Here is a 19237-nt window from a genome sequence, read left to right as displayed (position 1 = left end):
TTATCCTTGTCTTTGTTTAAATCTAGGATTCTTTTTGTTAATAACGTATAATCTTCCTTTTCTACGAACGATAATGCATTCCGCACTTCTCTTCTTAATTGATGCTCTTACTTTCATTTTAGTATCTATAAGTAATTCTTGCTTTAGACAAATCGTAAGGGCTCATTTCTAGTTTCACTTTGTCACCAGGTAACAATTTGATGTAGTGCATACGCATTTTTCCAGAAATGTGAGCAATTACAACATGCCCGTTTTCTAATTCTACACGGAACATGGCATTGGACAATGCCTCTATAATTGTTCCATCTTGTTCAATTGCTGATTGTTTTGCCATATTAAGCTACTGCTTTTCTGTTTTTACCTGTTTTCATCAAACCATCATAATGCTGATTCAACAAGTATGAATTGATTTGCTGAATTGTATCTATTGCAACTCCAACCAAAATCAAGAGTGATGTACCACCAAAGAACAATGCCCATTGTTGCTGTACTCCTAACACATTCATAACAATAGCTGGGAACACAGCTAACAATGCTAAGAAGATAGCTCCTGGGAATGTAATTAAAGACATCACATGATCTAAAAAGTCAGCTGTTTCCATTCCAGGCTTAACTCCTGGGATAAAACCACCACTTCTCTTTAAATCATCAGCCATTCTTGTTGTTGGCATAGTAATAGCAGTGTAAAAGTACGTAAAAATTACAATTAACGTAGCAAACACTAAATTATACTCCCAACCAAATATATTTTGGAATCTTGTACTGATCGATTGAGCTGTTTCAGAAGATGATAAACCAGCCACGGCAGCAGGTATAAACATAATAGCTTGCGCAAAAATGATTGGCATAACACCTGAAGCATTCAACTTCAAAGGAATAAATTGACGATTACCCCCCATCAAGTCTTGCTCTAGATCTCCAGAAACGGTACGGCGTGCATATTGCACTGCCACTTTTCTAACTGCCATAGTCATTAAAACGCAGGCAATAATGACAAGTAACCACACGATGATTTCTACAACAATCTTCATTAAACCTCCGTTGTTTTGAGAAACAGCAGATGAAAACTCCTGAGCAAATGCTTGTGGTAAACGAGCAACAATACCTACTAAGATTAACAACGAAATACCGTTTCCGATACCTTTATCTGTAATTTTTTCACCTAACCACATCGCAAATAAAGTACCAGTAGTTAAAATTAATACAGATGAGAACAAGAAAGCAAATGAATTAAATCCTAATAAAAATGCTTCACCTGGTAAAGTACGGTATAAGTTATAAATATAACCAGGACCTTGAATTAACGTAATACCAATAGTTAACCATCTTGTAATTTGGTTCATCTTTTTTCTTCCACTTTCTCCTTCTTTTTGTAATTTTTGCAAATAAGGGATAGCGATTCCCATTAACTGAACTACAATTGAAGCAGAAATATAAGGCATTATACCCAACGCAAAAACAGATGCTTGTGAAAAAGCACCTCCCGTAAATACATTAATTAACCAACCAATACCTTTATCAGTCTGATTGGTTAACCCTTGCAACTTAGTCGCATCAATTCCCGGCAATGTTACGTGAGCTCCGAAACGATAAACTAACAGAAGTCCTAATGTAAATAGGACTCTGTTTCTTAGTTCCTCAATTTTCCAAACGTTTTGTAACGATTCAATAAATTTTTTCATCGTGTCTAGAAAATTTATAATTCTATAGCTTCTCCTCCAGCTGCTTCAATAGCTGCTTTAGCAGATGCTGTGAATTTGTGTGCACTAACTTTTAATTTAGTTTTAAGCTCACCTCTACCTAAAATCTTAACAACTTCAGTTTTAGTAGCTAAACGATTTGCAACTAAAGTAGCAAAATCTACTGTATCAGTTACAACACCATTATCAACTAGAGCTTGTAAAGTATCTAAGTTTACACCTTGATATTCAACTCTATTGATATTTTTGAAACCAAACTTAGGAACACGTCTTTGAAGAGGCATTTGCCCTCCTTCAAAACCAATTTTTTTAGAGTAACCTGAACGAGATTTAGCTCCTTTGTGACCACGTGCAGCAGTACCACCTTTACCAGAACCTTCTCCTCTACCTACTCTTTTATTTTGGTTATGTGTTGAACCTTCAGCTGGCTGTAAATTACTTAAATTCATAACAGTCATTTGTTATTTAGTTTCTTCTGTAGAAACTAAGTGTTTAACTTTATTTACCATTCCAAGGATAGCAGGAGTTCCTTCATGCTCAACTACTTGACCCATTTTACGAAGTCCTAAAGCTTGCATTGTTCTCTTTTGATCCTGAGGACAATTAATAATGCTTCTTACTTGTTTTACTAATATCTTAGCCATAATTTCCTTGAATTAACCTTTGAATACTTTCTCTAAAGATACTCCTCTTTGTTTAGCCACAGTAACTGCACTTCTCATTTGCAGTAAAGCATCAAAAGTTGCTTTTACCACATTATGAGGGTTAGAAGAACCTTGAGATTTAGATAATACATCGTGAACTCCTACTGATTCAAGAACCGCACGTACAGCACCACCTGCAATTACTCCAGTACCATGAGAAGCTGGCATTAATAATACTCTAGCTCCACCAAACTTACCTTTTTGTTCGTGTGGCACAGATTGTCCACTCAAAGGAATTCTTACTAAGTTTTTCTTAGCATCTTCTACTGCTTTTGCAATAGCTTCAGAAACGTCTTTAGATTTTCCTAATCCGTGACCCACTACACCGTTCTCGTCACCTACTACTACGATAGCTGAAAAACCAAATGCTCTACCACCTTTAGTAACTTTAGTAACACGATTAACACTAACCAAACGATCTTTCAATTCAAGACCTCCTGGTTTTACTAGTTCTACGTTTTTATAATTATGATACATAATTTCTTAGAATTTTAATCCAGCCGCTCTAGCGCCTTCTGCTAATGATTGAACACGACCATGGTATAAATAACCACCTCTATCAAATGTTACTGTATCGATACCTGCTTTTAAAGCTTTTTCAGCAAGTAATTTTCCAACTACTGCTGCTACTTCAATTTTAGTACCTTTAGCATCCACCTCTTTTTCACGAGAAGAAGCTGCTAATAATGTAACACCATTTACATCATCTATAAGCTGAGCATAGATTTCTTTGTTACTTCTGAATACAGATAAACGAGGTCTTGCAGCTGTACCGCTTACAATTTTTCTAATTCTGTACTGTATTCTTTGTCTTCTTTCAGATTTTGTTAATGACATAATCTTAATTTTTAAGCTGATTTACCTGCTTTTCTTCTTAATACTTCACCTACAAACTTAATACCTTTTCCTTTATATGGTTCAGGCTTACGGAAAGAACGGATTTTAGCCGCTACTTGCCCTAATAATTGTTTATCATAAGAAGTTAGCTTTACAATAGGATTTTTACCTTTTTCAGAAACAGTTTCCACAGTTACCTCTGAAGCTACTTCTAAAACGATATTATGAGAATACCCTAAAGCTAAATCAAGTTTATTCCCTTGATTAGAAGCACGGTATCCAACACCTACTAATTCTAATTCTTTTGTAAAACCAGTAGATACACCAGTAATCATGTTATTAATTAAAGCTCTAAATAAACCATGTTGAGCTCTTTCTTCTTTGCTATCTGCAGCTCTTGAAACAAGAACCTGATTTTCTTCAATAGTTACTGTTACGTTGTCAGTAATCTCTTGAGAAAGCTCTCCTAATTTCCCTTTTACAGTAATAACTGAATCTTTTAATTCTACAGTTACTCCAGCAGGAATGGCGATTGGACTTTTACCTATTCTTGACATCTCTTAACTCTTTTTTAGTATACGTAACAAATTACCTCACCACCTACATTTAACTGTCTAGCTTGCTTGTCAGTCATTACTCCTTTAGAAGTAGAGACAATAGCAACGCCTAAACCATTTAAAATTCTAGGTAATTTAGTGGCACCTGCATACTTACGTAAACCTGGTTTACTAATTCTTTGAATGTTCTTGATTACCGCTTCCTTAGTATCTTTATCATACTTTAAAGCGATTTTGATTGTTCCTTGAACAGTCTCATTTTCGAATTTGTAGCTAAGGATATAACCTTGATCGAATAAGATTTTTGTGATTTCTTTTTTAAGATTAGATGCAGGAATCTCTACCACTTTGTGGCTTGCCTTCGAAGCATTTCTAATTCTTGTTAAGAAATCCGCAATTGGATCTGTATACATATAAACAAAATTGCGGTTATGGTTTTCAACCCACACTCGTGGGTTGAACCTATAACCTGTTAATAATCTCTTTTATAATCTTACCAGCTAGCTTTTCTAACTCCTGGTATCAATCCTTGGTTTGCCATTTCACGGAAAGTTACACGTGAAATACCGAATTGACGCATATACCCTCTTGGTCTACCTGTTAATTTACAACGATTGTGCAAACGAACTGGCGAAGCATTCTTTGGTAATTTTTGCAAAGATACATAATCTCCAGCTTCTAACAAAGCTTTTCTTTTCTCTGCATATTTTTCTACCGTTTTTTGTCTTTTCACCTCGCGGGCTTTCATTGATTCTTTAGCCATGTCTTAATTCTTTTTAAAAGGTAAACCTAATTCAGCTAATAATGATTTTGCTTCCTTATCTGTTTGTGCAGATGTTACGAAAGTAATATCCATACCCGTAATTTTATTTACTTTATCGATATCAATTTCAGGGAAGATAATTTGCTCAAGAACTCCAAGGTTGTAATTTCCTCTACCGTCAAAACCTGTAGATTTAATACCGTTAAAGTCTCTCACACGTGGCAATGAAGCGGTGATCAAACGATCTAAAAACTCATACATTCTTTCTCCACGTAAAGTTACTTTTGCACCAATTGGCATCCCTTTTCTTAATTTAAAAGACGCAACGTCTTTTTTAGAAATAGTAGCTACTGCTTTTTGACCAGTAATCTTTGTCAATTCTTCTACAGCATATTCGATAAGTTTCTTATCTGAAACCGCTGCACCAACTCCTTTACTTAAAACGATTTTTTCCAATTTAGGAACTTGCATTACGTTTTTGTAACCGAATTCAGCTGTAAGAGCAGCAATTACTCTGCTCTTATATTCTTCTTTTAGTCTAGGTATATAAGCCATCACTATAATACTTGATTAGATTTTTTTGAAAATCTTACTTTCTTATCTCCTTCTACTTTAAAACCAACTTTAGTAGCATTACCTTTAGCATCTACTAACATTAAGTTTGAAACGTGTATAGGAGCTTCTTTTTTAACGATTCCACCTTGAGGATTTTGAGCACTTGGCTTAGTGTGTTTAGACACTATATTTACCCCCTCAACTACCGCTTTGTTTTTTTCACGAATTACACGTAAAACCTTACCTTCAGCACCTTTGTGGTCACCTGCGATAACCTTTACAGTGTCACCTGATTTTATTTTTAGCTTCATCATCGTAATAATAATTAAAGCACTTCTGGTGCTAATGATACAATTTTCATGAATTGTTTTTCACGAAGTTCTCTAGCTACTGGACCGAATACACGAGTTCCTCTCATTTCACCTGCTGCATTTAACAACACACAAGCGTTATCATCGAAACGGATATAAGATCCATCTGCTCTTCTTACTTCTTTTTTAGTTCTAACAACAACTGCAGTTGAAACCGCACCTTTCTTAACGTTTCCGTTAGGAGTTGCATCTTTGATAGCTACTACAATTTTGTCACCAACTGAGGCGTAACGTCTTTTTGTTCCACCTAAAACACGGATAGTTAAAACTTCTTTAGCTCCCGTATTATCTGCTACTTTTAGTCTTGATTCTTGTTGTACCATAATTATTTCGCTCTTTCAATGATTTCAACTAATCTCCAACACTTAGTTTTACTTAATGGACGAGTTTCCATGATTTTCACTGTATCACCAATGTTACAGTCATTCTTTTCGTCGTGTGCAACATATTTCTTAGTTTTTAACACGAACTTACCATATAATGGGTGTTTTACTTTAGTTACTTGAGAAACAACAATAGACTTATCCATTTTGTTAGAAGTAACAACACCAACTCTCTCTTTTCTTAAATTTCTTTTTTCCATCTTTTCAGCTGAATACTATTTATTGAAGCTCTCTTTTAGTTAATTCAGTTGCGATTCTCGCTACTGAACGTCTGATACTTCTAATTTGAAGTGGATTCTCGATTGGAGAAATAGCATGAGCAATTTTCAGGTCGGCATAAGTCTTTTTTAATTGAACTAGCTTTTCTTGTAACTCAGCTGCAGATAGATTTTTAATTTCTGATTGTTTCATAATCTTCTTATATTATGCTTCGAAATCTCTAGCAACGACGAATTTAGTTTTTACTGGTAATTTTTGAGCTGCAAGACGTAAAGCCTCTTTTGCAACTGCTAGTGGTACGCCACCTACCTCAAACATAATTCTTCCTGGTTTAACAACAGCAGCCCAGTATTCAACTGCACCTTTACCTTTACCCATACGTACTTCAAGAGGCTTCTTAGTGATAGGTTTGTCTGGGAAAATTTTGATCCATAATTGCCCTTCACGTTTCATATAACGAGTTGCTGCAATACGAGCCGCTTCGATTTGGCGTGAAGTTAAGAAAGCACCTGTTTCGTGAACCGATTTAATTCCAAACATTCCATTTGAAAGTTCGTGACCTCTATTAGAGTTCCCTTTCATTCTACCTTTCTGTACCTTACGGTATTTTGTTCTTTTAGGCTGTAACATTTTTCTTTAATTTAAAAATTACTTTCTTTTACGAGCTCCTTGTTTACCGTTTGATTTTCCACCACGTGGAGCATCACCACCCTTACCACCTTGTGCAGCTTTTTTATCCATACCTACAAGTGGAGAAAGGTCTCTTTTACCGTAAACTTCACCTTTCATGATCCATACTTTAACCCCCATTCTACCATAAGTAGTATGCGCTTCAGCTAAAGCATAATCAATGTCAGCTCTGAAAGTTGATAGAGGAATACGTCCTTCTTTGAAACTTTCTGAACGTGCCATTTCAGCACCATTTAAACGACCAGAAATCATTACTTTGATACCTTCAGCGTTCATTCTCATAGAAGCTGCAATAGCCATTTTGATTGCTCTTCTGTAAGAAATACGACCTTCAATTTGACGACAGATGCTATTAGCAACTAAATAAGCGTCTAACTCAGGTCTTTTGATTTCAAAGATGTTGATTTGAACCTCTTTGTCAGTAATTTTCTTAAGTTCTTCTTTTAACTTGTCTACCTCTTGACCACCTTTCCCGATAATGATACCAGGTCTAGCAGTAGTGATAGTAACGGTTACAAGTTTTAAAGTTCTCTCGATGATTACTTTTGACACACTAGCTTTTGATAAACGAGCGTGGATATACTTTCTGATTTTGTAATCTTCAGCGATTTTATCACCGTAGTCATTACCACCATACCAGTTAGAATCCCATCCTCTGATGATACCAAGGCGATTTCCGATTGGATTAGTCTTTTGTCCCATCTTTATTAATTGCTTTGTGTGTTATTAATTGATCCTAATACGATTGTTACGTGATTAGAACGTTTTCTAATTCTGTGTGCACGACCTTGTGGTGCTGGACGTAATCTTTTTAACATCATACCACCATCCACTTTGATCTCTTTTACAAATAAGCCTGCTTCAGCTACATCACCTTCACTATTTTTTTGCTCCCAGTTATTGATTGCAGATAATAAAAGTTTTTCTAATTTTCTTGAAGCTTCTTTTTGACTAAAACGTAATATGTTTAGTGCATTCTCAACTTTCTGACCTCTTACCAAGTCTGCTACTAAGCGCATTTTTCTAGGTGAAGTAGGGCAGTTATTTAACTTAGCAAATGCGATAGACTTATTAGCCTCTTTTCTTGCCTCTGCTGTTTCTCTTTTACGAACTCCCATGTCTTCTTTTATTTTTTACCTTTATTTTTAGCTCCAGCGTGACCTCTAAAAGATCTAGTTGGTGAAAACTCACCTAACTTATGTCCTACCATGTTTTCAGTAACATATACTGGAACAAATTGACGACCGTTGTGAACTGCGATTGTTTGTCCTACGAAATCAGGAGTAATCATTGAAGCTCTAGACCAAGTTTTAACAACATTCTTGTTTCCTGCTTCAGCATTCTCCAATACTTTCTTCTCTAATTTATAGTGTACGAAAGGTCCTTTTTTTAATGAACGTGCCATATCTTATTATTTCTTTCTACGTTCTACAATATACTTGTTGCTCGGGTTTTGTTTAGCACGGGTTCTATAACCTTTAGCTGGTAAACCTTTTCTTGAACGTGGGTGACCTCCAGATGAACGTCCTTCACCACCACCCATTGGGTGATCAACTGGGTTCATTGCTACCGGTCTAGTTCTTGGTCTTCTACCTAACCATCTAGATCTACCTGCCTTACCAGAAACAATTAACTGGTGGTCAGAGTTAGAAACTGCTCCGATTGTTGCAGTACAAGTTAATAAGATTAATCTTGTTTCTCCAGAAGGCATTTTGATAGTAGCATATTTACCATCACGAGCCATTAACTGAGCAAATGTACCTGCCGAACGAGCGATTGTTGCACCTTGACCTGGACGTAACTCAATACAAGAAATTACTGTTCCTAGAGGAATTTTGCTTAATGGCATAGTGTTACCGATTTCTGGAGCTACATCAGCACCTGAAATAACAGTTTGTCCTACTTTTAAACCATTTTGAGCAATGATATATCTTTTTTCACCATCAGCATAAGCTAATAACGCGATAAAAGCAGTTCTGTTTGGATCATACTCAATTGATTTCACTGTAGCTGGAATACCATCTTTAGTTCTTTTGAAATCAATGATACGATATCTTTGTTTGTGACCACCGCCTGTATAGCGCATAGTCATCTTTCCTTGACTATTTCTACCTCCAGATGATTTTTTCGGCGCGATTAATGAACGCTCCGGCTTATCAGTAGTAATGGCGTCAAAACCATTAACAACTCTAAAACGCTGACCTGGGGTAATAGGTTTTAATTTTCTTACTGACATCTTACTTTACTTAGTTGTTGTAAAAATCAATTGTTTCTCCTTCTTTAACTTGTACGATTGCTTTTTTATAAGCATTAGTTTTCCCTGATATCATACCACTTTTTGTATATTTAGTAGTACGATCTGGACGTACATTCATTGTATTTACCTCTACAACAGTTACACCATAAGCAGCCTCAACAGCTTTCTTAATTTGAACTTTGTTAGCTTTTTTATCTACAACGAAACCAAAACGGTTGAATATTTCTCCGTCTTTAGTTACTTTTTCTGTAACGATAGGTTTTATAATGATACTCATGGCCTATTATTTGCTTAAATTTTGTTCGATTCCTTCTAAAGATCCCTCTAAAAGAACTAAATTATTTGCGTTTAATATCGCATAAGTACTTAATTCTGAGTTAGTGATTACAGAAGATTTTTGTAAGTTACGAGATGATAAATAAACATTTTTGTTTTCACCACCTAAAACGAACAATGATTTTTTGTTTTCTAACCCTAACGCTTTTAACACGTTAATGAAATTTTTAGTACTTGGAGCTTCGAAACCGAAGTCTTCTAATACGATTAAGTTAGATTCTTTCGCCTTTAAAGCTAAAGCAGATTTACGAGCTAAACGCTTTAATGCTTTATTTAATTTAAAAGAATAGTTTCTTGGTCTTGGACCGAAAACAGTTCCTCCTCCTTTAAACAAAGGACTCTTTTTAGATCCTGCACGAGCAGTACCAGTTCCTTTTTGTTTTTTAATTTTACGAGTACTACCAGCAACTTCAGCTCTTTCTTTAGCTTTGTGTGTCCCTTGACGTTGATTAGCCAAATATTGTTTCACATCTAAGTAAAGAGCATGGTTATTAGGCTCAATTGCGAAAACTGAATCAGAAAGCTGTACTTTTCTTCCAGTATCTTTTCCGTTGATATCTAATACTTTTACTTCCATTACTTCTGAATGATTACATAAGAGTCTTTATGCCCAGGAACACATCCTTTAACAACAAGTAGGTTCTTTTCAGCAACTACTCTTAAAACTCTAAGATTTTGAACTTTAACATTGTCTCCACCCATTCTTCCAGCCATACGCATTCCTTTGAATACTCTAGAAGGATAAGATGAAGCACCTACTGAACCTGGTGCTCTTAAACGGTTGTGCTGACCGTGAGTAACTTGTCCAACACCACCAAATCCGTGACGTTTTACAACCCCTTGAAAACCTTTACCTTTAGAAACACCTTGAACATCTACGAATTCACCTTCAGCGAATAAGTCTACAGTGATCACATCACCTAATTTGTGCTCATTTTCAAACCCTTGGAATTCAACAACTTTCTTTTTCGCAACTGTCCCAGCCTTTTTGAAGTGACCTTCAGCAGCTTTTGTAGTGTGCTTTGCAGATTTGTCATCGAAACCAAGTTGAAGAGCCTCATACCCGTCAACCTCATTGGTTCTGACTTGGGTAACAACGCAAGGACCAACTTCAATAACAGTACAAGGGATATTTTTCCCGTTCTCGTCGAAGATGCTAGTCATTCCGATTTTCTTTCCGATTAACCCAGACATACTTAAATAATTAATTATTAATAATATATAAAACTCTAATTTTGAGTGCGCAAAAGTAAGCATTATGTTTTGAATATCAAAACATAATGCTTAAATATTTTAATTTAAGTGATTTATCACACTTTAATTTCAACTTCTACTCCACTTGGAAGCTCTAATTTCATTAAAGCGTCGATCGTTTTTGAAGATGAAGAATAAATATCTAACAATCTTTTATATGAACTCACTTCGAATTGTTCTCTTGATTTTTTGTTTACGTGCGGAGAACGTAACACAGTGAAAATCTTTTTGTTAGTAGGTAATGGAATTGGACCAGTAACTACTGCACCTGTACTTTTTACAGTTTTTACGATTTTTTCTGCTGATTTATCAACCAACATATGATCGTAAGATTTTAATTTTATTCTGATTTTTTGACTCATTTTCTTAAAAATTAAGCGTTACCTTTAGCTTTCTTAATTACTGCCTCTGAAATGTTAGATGGAGTTTCTTCGTAGTGAGAAAATTCCATTGTTGATGTAGCACGACCTGAAGATAATGTTCTTAAAGTAGTTACATAACCAAACATTTCTGATAATGGAACGTTTGCTTTAATAGTCTTAGCACCGTTTCTATCACCCATATCATTTACTTGACCACGACGACGGTTTAAGTCACCTACGATATCACCCATGTTTTCTTCTGGAGTGATAACTTCAATTTTCATGATTGGCTCAAGGATTACAGCTCCAGCAGCTTTTGCCACTTCTTTGTAACCTAATTTAGCAGCTAATTCAAAAGATAAAGCATCTGAATCCACCGCGTGGTAAGAACCGTCTAATAAAGTTACTTTTAAACTATCCACAACATATCCTGCTAAAGGACCTTGTTTCATAGCTTCTCTAAAACCTTTTTCAACAGCTGGAATATATTCCTTAGGAACGTTACCACCTTTAACTTCATTAACAAACGTTAATCCAACAGTTCCTGCTTCAGCTGGCTCTAAACGGAAAACGATATCACCGAATTTACCACGTCCACCCGATTGTTTTTTATAAACTTCACGGTGTTGCGCAGATTTTGTAAAGGCTTCTTTGTACTCTACCTGAGGCTCTCCTTGATCTACTTCAACCTTGAACTCACGTTTCATACGGTCTACTAAGATATCTAAGTGAAGCTCACCCATACCAGAGATAATCGTTTGACCTGAAGCCTCATCAGTTCTAACTGTAAATGTTGGATCTTCTTCAGCTAATTTAGCCAAAGCCATACCCATTTTATCTACGTCAGCTTTTGTTTTAGGCTCAATAGCGATACCAATTACTGGATCAGGGAATTTCATTGATTCAAGGATGATAGGATTTTTCTCATCACACATTGTATCACCTGTCTTGATATCTTTAAAACCTACTGCCGCTCCAATATCACCTGCCTCGATATATTCGATTGGATTTTGCTTGTTAGCGTGCATTTGGTAGATACGAGAGATACGTTCTTTATTTCCTGAACGCGTGTTCAAGATATAAGAACCTGCATCTAAACGACCAGAATAAGCACGGAAGAACGCTAAACGACCAACGTAAGGGTCAGTAGCAATTTTAAATGCTAAAGCAGCAAACGGCTCTTTTACATCTGGACGACGTAAGATTTTAGTTTGATCTTCTTCTAATAAATCTGCATCATCAGGGTGAATACCTTCGATACCTTCTTTATCTAAAGGAGATGGTAAATATTTACAAACTGCATCTAACATGAACTGAACTCCTTTGTTTTTGAATGAAGATCCACATAACATTGGAATAATAGCCATATCAATAGTCGCAGCACGTAACGCGTTATTAATTTCGTCTTCAGTAATTGAATTTTCATCTTCCATGTACTTATCTAATAAGTTTTCATCATAAGAAGCGATCTCTTCAATTAATTTAGAACGATATTCCTTTACTTCATCAACCATATCCGCAGGGATATCAATAATATCAAAAGTAGCACCTTGTGTTTCATCATGCCATACAATAGCTTGATTTTTCACCAAGTCAACTACTCCTTTAAAATCGTTTTCCTCACCGATTGGCAATGTAATAGCTACTGCATTAGAACGTAACATATCCTTAACTTGTTGACACACATTAAGGAAGTTAGAACCTTGACGGTCCATTTTATTTACGAATCCCATACGAGGAACTCTATATTGGTCAGCTAATCTCCAGTTTGTCTCAGATTGAGGCTCAACACCATCAACTGCAGAAAACAAGAATACTAAACCATCTAATACACGTAATGAACGGTTTACCTCTACTGTAAAGTCAACGTGACCTGGAGTATCGATAATATTAAAGTGGTAAGGCTTAGATTCTGCAATGTTTTTACCTTGATCAGTTGGAAAATTCCAAGTACAAGTTGTAGCTGCAGAAGTAATAGTAATACCTCTTTCTTGCTCCTGAGCCATCCAGTCCATAGTAGCAGCACCATCGTGCACCTCACCAATTTTGTGAGACTTACCTGTATAGAACAAGATACGCTCTGTAGTGGTAGTTTTACCTGCATCGATGTGAGCAGCAATACCAATATTTCTAGTATATTTTAAATCTCTTGCCATTTCTTTACGAATTAAAATCTAAAGTGAGAGAATGCTTTATTAGCTTCCGCCATTTTATGAGTATCCATTCTTTTCTTAACAGCAGCACCTTCTTCTTTAGCCGCAGCTAAAATTTCAGACGCTAAACGAGCTGCCATAGATTTCTCATTTCTTCTTCTAGCATAAAGAATTAACCATTTCATCGACATAGAAATTTTTCTATCTGGACGAATTGGCATTGGTATTTGAAAAGTAGCACCTCCCACACGACGAGAACGAACTTCTACGTGAGGCATAACATTAGTTAAAGCATCTTTCCAAATTTCTAATGATGTCTTTTCAGCATCTTGCTTTTTAGTTTCAACGATCTCTAAAGCATCGTAGAATACTGCAAAAGCAGTCGATTTTTTACCATCCCACATTAAGTTGTTCACAAAACGTGTAACTAATTGATCGTTAAATTTTGGATCTGGTAAAAGAGGTCTTTTTTTGGCCTGTCTTTTTCTCATTTCTTTTTGTTACTTTTTTAAAGTTTCAAGTTTCAAGTTTGAAGTTTCAAGTTTACAGCTCTTCGCTTTTCACTAATTACTTTTCACTTTTCACTCTTTACTTAATTAAAAATTACTTTTTGTCTTTAGGGCGTTTAGCACCATATTTAGATCTTCTTTGTAAACGACCGTTAACTCCGGCAGTATCCAAAGCACCACGTACGATGTGGTATCTAACTCCTGGTAAATCTTTTACCCTTCCACCTCTAACTAATACTATCGAGTGCTCTTGTAGATTGTGTCCTTCTCCTGGGATGTAAGCATTTACTTCATTACCGTTAGTCAAACGTACACGCGCAACTTTACGCATTGCAGAGTTTGGCTTTTTAGGCGTTGTAGTATATACACGCGTACAAACCCCTCTTCTTTGAGGACAAGAATCCAAAGCAGCCGATTTACTCTTCTTAGTTAATTTGGCTCTTCCAGTTCTTACTAATTGTTGAATTGTTGGCATAATTAATACTAAATTATTTACTAGTTTATAAAATCCCGCTATTTACGCGGGCTGCAAAGGTATATATAATTTCCAAAAAAACAAACTCTAAAACATTAATTTTCAGCACTATTCTTTTCTACACAATCAAAATGATTTTTTTACATTATTTTTACCCCAAAAGACAAGCCTTGAAACCTTTTTATTATATCATATTTTTTTTTATTTTTCCTCACAAAAACTGGGGACAATACACTTACCTAGAAATCAAAGGAAACTCTACCTATCAAAGCAAAATAATAGATTCTATACCCTTTTCAAAAAAACATCTTGATTCTATTTCTCTTTTTAAAGAAATCAATAAAATCACTAAAACCTTAACTCAACAAGGCTACATAGAACAAAAAATAATATCCAACACTAAATTTAACGACAGCACACGCATCATAAAATATGAACTCGGGAGTCGTATACAAAAAATCCACATTTACCTAGGAAATCATAAAATCTTATTAGAGGAAAAACAGGACACTTTAAAAATAAATTTTAAAAACCTAGACACACAACTCTTAAATTTCACTAAGATATTAGAAAAAAAAGGATTTCCTTTAACTGAAATAAAACTCTCCAACATAAAGAAAGAAAAACAAATTTTATATACAGAAATCACAATTCCTAAAGACACAAAAAGAAGTATTAGCGAAATACGAATAAATGGCTATTCCAACTTTCCAAAAAATCATTTACATCACATACAAAAACACTATCAAAGAAAAACTTTTAATGAAAATATTTCTATAGAAATTAAAAATAGTTTTAAAAAATTTCCTTTTTGCAAAACAATAAAAGAAGAAGAAGTTCTTTTCTCAAAGGACTCAACTATAATTTACGCTTATTTAGAAAAACAAAAAAAGAACACCTTTGACGGCTATATCGGATTCACTTCTTTAAAAAACAAACTAAAACTAAATGGTCATTTAGATTTAAAATTACTAAACACATTAAATTCAGGAGAAAAACTTAATCTATACTGGAACAATAATGGAGATCAGCAATCTCTTTTTAATTTAAGTTCTGAAATACCTTACATATTCAGAACTTCATTATCTTTAAAAGGCGATTTAAACTTTTTCAAACAAGACAGCACTTTTCAGAAAACAAAATCCGAAATAGAATTAGGATATTTAATAAATTACAACACTCGTTGTTATATAGGTTACCAAGAAACTGAATCAAGCGACATACAAAACTCAAAACTAAGAACACTAACAGATTATAAAAATTATTTTTATACTATTAGCTTTCAATTGACAAATCAAATTTCAAACGAAACACCGTTTAGCGAAAAAACGAATCTGATCTTTAAAACAGGAGCTGGAAAAAGAAACACAACAAACCATACAACACAATATTTCATATCCGCAGAATTATCTCATCTATTCTTATTCAACAACCAAAACAGCTTATTCATTAAAAGTCAAAATTATTACCTAAACAGCAATTTTTATTTAACCAATGAATTATTCCGATTCGGCGGAATTAACTCCATCAGAGGTTTTAACGACAATAGCCTTCAAGCTCATTTCTTAACTTCAATCATATCAGAATATCGATATAAAATCAACCACAACTTATACATACACAGTATTATTGACTACGCGCATACCGAAGATGCAACTTTAAAAACAAAGAACGACTTAAAAAGTTTTGGATTAGGTTTTTATTTAATCAACAAAAAAAGTCTTATTCACATACAATATAGCAATGGAAGAAGCAATAATACTGACTTAAAGATTAAAAATTCTATTTTTCATATAAATTTATCTTTTAATTTATAATAATCACTAAAAAATAAAATAAAAAAAATAAACTTTAAAATTTATTTCACATATTTGCATGAACTAATCAATTAATTATTTTATGAGATCAAAATTTAAATGGATTTACACACTACTGATAGTGTTGACAGTTCAGTTTTCTTTTGCACAAGAGAAAACTATTACTGGAGTGGTAACAGATGCTTCTGGACCATTACCTGGAGTAAATGTATTAGTTAAAGGTACACAACGTGGAACTTCAACGGGATTTGATGGTAAATACAGCATTAAGGCGAAAGAAGGAGAAACTTTAATCTTCTCTTTTATGGGAATGAAAGAAACTTCAAAAGTTGTTGGAGCTTCTAACATAATGAACACCGTAATGCAAAACGATTCTAAAGTTTTGGGAGAAGTAGTAGTTACAGCTCAAGGTATATCAAGAGAAAAAAAATCATTAGGATATTCAACACAAAAACTTGATGCGGCCACAATTAACCAAGTTCCGACTAGTAATTTCATTAATAACCTATCTGGTAAAGTTGCAGGTCTAGAAATAAGAAATAATTCTAATTTCGGAGGTTCTAGTAATATCGTCCTAAGGGGTACAAAAAGCTTAACTGGTAATAACCAAGCTCTTATCGTAATTGACGGAGTACCTATCAACAATTCTAACCTAAATGATTCCGACACAGCAAGTGGAAGACAAGGCTTTGATTTTGGTAACTCTGCCTCTGATATAGATCCAAATAATATTGAATCTATAAATGTTCTTAAAGGCACTTCTGCAACCGCCCTATACGGTAGTGAAGCTGCAAATGGAGCTATTATTATTACAACTAAAAAAGGTAAAAAAAGAACTGCCTTAGGAATCAGTATAAGTTCAACATTATCTATATCAAATGCAAATAAGCAAACCTTACCAACATATCAGAAAGAATATGGAGGGGGTTATGCTGGTGAAGGCAGTAACTATAATGCTGATATTTTTGGCAATCCTAATGCTGTAGTAAATTCAACAGGAGATGATGCTTCTTACGGAAATGCTTTCAATCCTAACCAATTGGTATACCAATGGAATTCATTTGTAATAGGAAACCCCAACTATGGAAAAGCTACTCCTTGGGTAGCAGCTTCAAATGACCCTAACAGTTTCTTTACAACTGCTTTTTCCACTGTAAATAATATCAATTTCAATGGAGGAGATGAAAAATCTGCTTATAATTTATCGTATACAAATAACAATGAAACTGGAATTTTACCAAACAGTAGTTTGAATAAAAACTCAATTAATGGTAACTTCTCAAGAGATTTTACAAATAAATTAAAATCAAATACCTTTATTACATTTACTGACCAAAGTACAAAAGGTAGAAATGCAACAGGTTACGGAGACAATATAATAACTGGTTTTAGACAATGGTGGCCAGTGAACGTAGATGTTAAAGAATTAGAGAAAGAATATTTCAGAACAAAACAAAATATAACATGGAATCAAATAGACCCTACAAATGGTGATTTAAGAGCGAACTTCTGGAATAACCCATACTGGGATAGATATGAAAATTACGAAACAGACACAAGAACTAGGGTTCTAACAGGTAGTAGCCTTAGTTATGATATTTCAAAAAATTTAAATATTTTAGGAAGAGCTACACTAGAATATTCATACGACAACCAAGAACTAAGAAAAGCAATAGGAAGTCATGCTGAAAACTTTGGTATAACGGGAGGTAATGCTTCTTCTGGTTACAGTATTTTTACAAGAGATTTCTTACAACAAACTTATGATTTAATAGCTACTTACAAATTTAATATAAGTAAAGATTTTGGCGCAAGAATTTTAGGAGGATATACATTTAAAAAAGCGAACTCAAGAAGTTTATTTGGATCAACTACAGGAGGTCTTGCAAAACCTTACTTGTATTCATTACAAAATTCTAATGTATTTCTTGCCCCACTTCAATCAGAACTAAAATATGAAAAAAGCGGAATCTACACCCAAGGAACGTTAGATTATAAAAAAATAATTTATCTAGAAGGAACAATACGCCATGATGAAAGTACGGCCTTATTAGGAGCAGAAAACAAATACAATTACTTTTCTCTAGGTACAAGTTTGATATTATCCGAAATAATCAAAAAAGACTGGTTAAATCTAGCTAAATTAAGAGTAAATTATGCTGAAGTAGGTAATGATTTAGCTTTTGGAAGATTAGGCTCACGTGCTTTTAACGGAATCATAGATGGAAATCCTTTATTTGGTAATTCTACAACTTATTACGAACAAGGAAAATTAAAACCCGAAGTTCAAAAATCAATAGAAGCTGGTTTAGAACTAGGACTATATGATAGAGTAAATCTAGATTTATCACTTTATAAAACCAATATCACTAATCAAATTTTTAACGTCCCACAGACTGGAGCAACTGGTTATACATCTGCGCGTATTAATGCTGGAGAAATGGAAAATAAAGGTATTGAAATTGCCTTATCTGGAAGCCCTATAAAAACGCAAAAATTCTCTTGGGAAGTTGGTCTTAATTGGTCGAAAAACATCAATATTGTTAAATCCTTAAACCAAGGAAGAGACAATTTACTTTTAGCAAACTTTCAAGGAGGTGTATCTTTGAACGCAACCGTAGGCGAAGCTTATGGTACATTAAGAGGAACTGACTATGTATATGACGCTAATGGCAACAAGGTAGTAGGTTCAAATGGATTTTATTTAACACAAAACAATAAAGTACTTGGAACTATACAAGCTGATTGGATAGGAGGTCTAAGTAACAAAATTAGATATAATGATTTTTCCTTAAACTTTTTGATTGATGTTAAAAAAGGAGGTAATGTTTATTCTTTAGACCAGGCGTATGGACAAGAAACAGGTATATATCCTGAAACAACGGGATTAAACCATCTAGGAGTACCCGTAAGAAACGCAAACAATGGGGGTATCATACTACCTGGAGTCTTAGAAAACGGACAACCTAACAATATTATAGCAGATGCCTCTTCGTCGGGAGGAACGGCCTTTAGCACTGACACTAATCCAAATAAAGCTTATATTTACGATGCTTCATACATTAAATTAAGAGAAGTTGGATTAACATATAACTTACCTAATAAATACATCGAAAAACTAGATCTTTCTAACGTTAGCTTTAGTTTATTAGGAAGTAATTTATGGATAATACATAAAAATACACCATATAGTGATCCTGAAGCAGGTTCTTCAGCTGGAAATATTCAAGGATTTCAATCAGGTGTAATGCCAGCAATTAAAACATATTCATTTAACATGAAAATCAACTTCTAA

29 protein-coding genes are annotated in these 19237 nt (G+C 34.4%); 2 read left to right on the top strand and 27 right to left on the bottom strand.

Translation table 11 applies throughout. The features are described 5' to 3' along the window. The 27 genes from ykgO to rpsL all read right to left on the bottom strand — a co-directional run bounded on the left by ykgO (position 1) and on the right by rpsL (position 14125). Complete coding sequence (gene ykgO / locus ACUXZJ_RS07460) at positions 1–117, bottom strand: type B 50S ribosomal protein L36 (protein WP_014166264.1); 117 nt, start codon at positions 115–117, stop codon at positions 1–3. A gap of 1 nt (position 118) precedes the next feature. Further along, a complete protein-coding gene (gene infA / locus ACUXZJ_RS07455) occupies positions 119–334 on the bottom strand; it encodes a translation initiation factor IF-1 (protein WP_026725626.1) in 216 nt (71 codons plus the stop codon). Between the two features lies 1 nt (position 335). Further along, complete coding sequence (gene secY / locus ACUXZJ_RS07450) at positions 336–1682, bottom strand: preprotein translocase subunit SecY (RefSeq protein ID WP_060383153.1); 1347 nt, start codon at positions 1680–1682, stop codon at positions 336–338. A 14-nt stretch (positions 1683–1696) separates the two neighbouring features. After that, on the bottom strand, positions 1697–2149 hold the full coding sequence (gene rplO / locus ACUXZJ_RS07445; RefSeq protein WP_060383885.1) for a 50S ribosomal protein L15: 453 nt from the start codon (positions 2147–2149) through the stop codon (positions 1697–1699). 12 nt (positions 2150–2161) lie between these two features. Further along, positions 2162–2344, bottom strand: a complete 183-nt coding sequence (gene rpmD / locus ACUXZJ_RS07440; RefSeq protein WP_060383154.1) for a 50S ribosomal protein L30 — start codon at positions 2342–2344, stop codon at positions 2162–2164. Positions 2345–2356: 12 nt separating this feature from the next. Beyond that, entirely contained in the window at positions 2357–2881 is a 525-nt protein-coding gene (gene rpsE, locus ACUXZJ_RS07435; protein ID WP_014166268.1) for a 30S ribosomal protein S5, read from the bottom strand. Between the two features lie 6 nt (positions 2882–2887). After that, on the bottom strand, positions 2888–3241 hold the full coding sequence (gene rplR, locus ACUXZJ_RS07430) for a 50S ribosomal protein L18 (RefSeq protein ID WP_060383155.1): 354 nt from the start codon (positions 3239–3241) through the stop codon (positions 2888–2890). Positions 3242–3252: 11 nt separating this feature from the next. After that, a complete protein-coding gene (rplF, locus tag ACUXZJ_RS07425; RefSeq protein ID WP_060383156.1) occupies positions 3253–3798 on the bottom strand; it encodes a 50S ribosomal protein L6 in 546 nt (181 codons plus the stop codon). 14 nt (positions 3799–3812) lie between these two features. Further along, positions 3813–4211 carry a 30S ribosomal protein S8 gene (gene rpsH / locus ACUXZJ_RS07420; protein ID WP_014166271.1) on the bottom strand — a complete coding sequence of 133 codons (399 nt, stop codon included), beginning with the start codon at positions 4209–4211 and terminating at the stop codon, positions 3813–3815. 80 nt (positions 4212–4291) lie between these two features. Then, positions 4292–4561 carry a 30S ribosomal protein S14 gene (gene rpsN, locus ACUXZJ_RS07415; RefSeq protein ID WP_014166272.1) on the bottom strand — a complete coding sequence of 90 codons (270 nt, stop codon included), beginning with the start codon at positions 4559–4561 and terminating at the stop codon, positions 4292–4294. A gap of 3 nt (positions 4562–4564) precedes the next feature. Beyond that, the gene (gene rplE / locus ACUXZJ_RS07410) at positions 4565–5116 is read right to left on the bottom strand and encodes a 50S ribosomal protein L5 (protein WP_060383157.1); all 552 of its coding nucleotides are present in this window, start codon (positions 5114–5116) and stop codon (positions 4565–4567) included. 2 nt (positions 5117–5118) lie between these two features. After that, a complete protein-coding gene (gene rplX, locus ACUXZJ_RS07405) occupies positions 5119–5430 on the bottom strand; it encodes a 50S ribosomal protein L24 (protein WP_060383158.1) in 312 nt (103 codons plus the stop codon). 11 nt (positions 5431–5441) lie between these two features. Continuing rightward, positions 5442–5810, bottom strand: coding sequence for a 50S ribosomal protein L14 (gene rplN / locus ACUXZJ_RS07400; protein ID WP_014166275.1), 369 nt, complete (start codon positions 5808–5810; stop codon positions 5442–5444). Between the two features lie 2 nt (positions 5811–5812). Continuing rightward, positions 5813–6070 carry a 30S ribosomal protein S17 gene (rpsQ, locus tag ACUXZJ_RS07395; protein ID WP_060383159.1) on the bottom strand — a complete coding sequence of 86 codons (258 nt, stop codon included), beginning with the start codon at positions 6068–6070 and terminating at the stop codon, positions 5813–5815. A 19-nt stretch (positions 6071–6089) separates the two neighbouring features. Then, positions 6090–6281: a 50S ribosomal protein L29 gene (gene rpmC / locus ACUXZJ_RS07390; protein ID WP_060383160.1), complete on the bottom strand. Its 192-nt coding sequence runs from the start codon at positions 6279–6281 to the stop codon at positions 6090–6092. Between the two features lie 12 nt (positions 6282–6293). Continuing rightward, a complete protein-coding gene (gene rplP / locus ACUXZJ_RS07385; protein WP_060383161.1) occupies positions 6294–6719 on the bottom strand; it encodes a 50S ribosomal protein L16 in 426 nt (141 codons plus the stop codon). Positions 6720–6737: 18 nt separating this feature from the next. Beyond that, positions 6738–7481 (bottom strand): 30S ribosomal protein S3, encoded by a 744-nt coding sequence (gene rpsC, locus ACUXZJ_RS07380; RefSeq protein WP_060383162.1) that lies wholly within the window; start codon positions 7479–7481, stop codon positions 6738–6740. Between the two features lie 5 nt (positions 7482–7486). Then, complete coding sequence (gene rplV / locus ACUXZJ_RS07375) at positions 7487–7897, bottom strand: 50S ribosomal protein L22 (RefSeq protein ID WP_060383163.1); 411 nt, start codon at positions 7895–7897, stop codon at positions 7487–7489. 8 nt (positions 7898–7905) lie between these two features. Then, on the bottom strand, positions 7906–8184 hold the full coding sequence (rpsS, locus tag ACUXZJ_RS07370; protein ID WP_014166281.1) for a 30S ribosomal protein S19: 279 nt from the start codon (positions 8182–8184) through the stop codon (positions 7906–7908). 6 nt (positions 8185–8190) lie between these two features. Beyond that, a complete protein-coding gene (rplB, locus tag ACUXZJ_RS07365) occupies positions 8191–9015 on the bottom strand; it encodes a 50S ribosomal protein L2 (RefSeq protein ID WP_060383164.1) in 825 nt (274 codons plus the stop codon). Positions 9016–9025: 10 nt separating this feature from the next. After that, positions 9026–9313, bottom strand: coding sequence for a 50S ribosomal protein L23 (rplW, locus tag ACUXZJ_RS07360; protein ID WP_060383165.1), 288 nt, complete (start codon positions 9311–9313; stop codon positions 9026–9028). A 6-nt stretch (positions 9314–9319) separates the two neighbouring features. After that, positions 9320–9949, bottom strand: coding sequence for a 50S ribosomal protein L4 (gene rplD / locus ACUXZJ_RS07355; RefSeq protein WP_060383166.1), 630 nt, complete (start codon positions 9947–9949; stop codon positions 9320–9322). Further along, entirely contained in the window at positions 9949–10566 is a 618-nt protein-coding gene (rplC, locus tag ACUXZJ_RS07350; RefSeq protein ID WP_060383886.1) for a 50S ribosomal protein L3, read from the bottom strand. Before rplC ends, rplD begins: the two co-directional genes overlap by 1 nt. A 116-nt stretch (positions 10567–10682) precedes the next feature. Beyond that, a complete protein-coding gene (rpsJ, locus tag ACUXZJ_RS07345) occupies positions 10683–10988 on the bottom strand; it encodes a 30S ribosomal protein S10 (RefSeq protein ID WP_014166286.1) in 306 nt (101 codons plus the stop codon). A gap of 11 nt (positions 10989–10999) precedes the next feature. Beyond that, positions 11000–13144: an elongation factor G gene (gene fusA / locus ACUXZJ_RS07340; protein WP_446196232.1), complete on the bottom strand. Its 2145-nt coding sequence runs from the start codon at positions 13142–13144 to the stop codon at positions 11000–11002. Positions 13145–13155: 11 nt separating this feature from the next. Continuing rightward, entirely contained in the window at positions 13156–13632 is a 477-nt protein-coding gene (gene rpsG, locus ACUXZJ_RS07335) for a 30S ribosomal protein S7 (protein ID WP_060383168.1), read from the bottom strand. A gap of 112 nt (positions 13633–13744) precedes the next feature. Then, positions 13745–14125, bottom strand: coding sequence for a 30S ribosomal protein S12 (rpsL, locus tag ACUXZJ_RS07330; RefSeq protein ID WP_014166289.1), 381 nt, complete (start codon positions 14123–14125; stop codon positions 13745–13747). Positions 14126–14256: 131 nt separating this feature from the next. Between rpsL and ACUXZJ_RS07325 the strand changes: the two genes are divergently transcribed. Together ACUXZJ_RS07325 and ACUXZJ_RS07320 are read left to right on the top strand one after the other, a co-directional pair. Next, positions 14257–15942: a hypothetical protein gene (locus ACUXZJ_RS07325; protein ID WP_081248765.1), complete on the top strand. Its 1686-nt coding sequence runs from the start codon at positions 14257–14259 to the stop codon at positions 15940–15942. Positions 15943–16024: 82 nt separating this feature from the next. Beyond that, entirely contained in the window at positions 16025–19237 is a 3213-nt protein-coding gene (locus tag ACUXZJ_RS07320; RefSeq protein WP_060383170.1) for a SusC/RagA family TonB-linked outer membrane protein, read from the top strand.

The organism is Flavobacterium sp. TN-1 (assembly GCF_052828645.1).
This window is presented reverse-complemented; position numbering and strand designations above follow the sequence as displayed.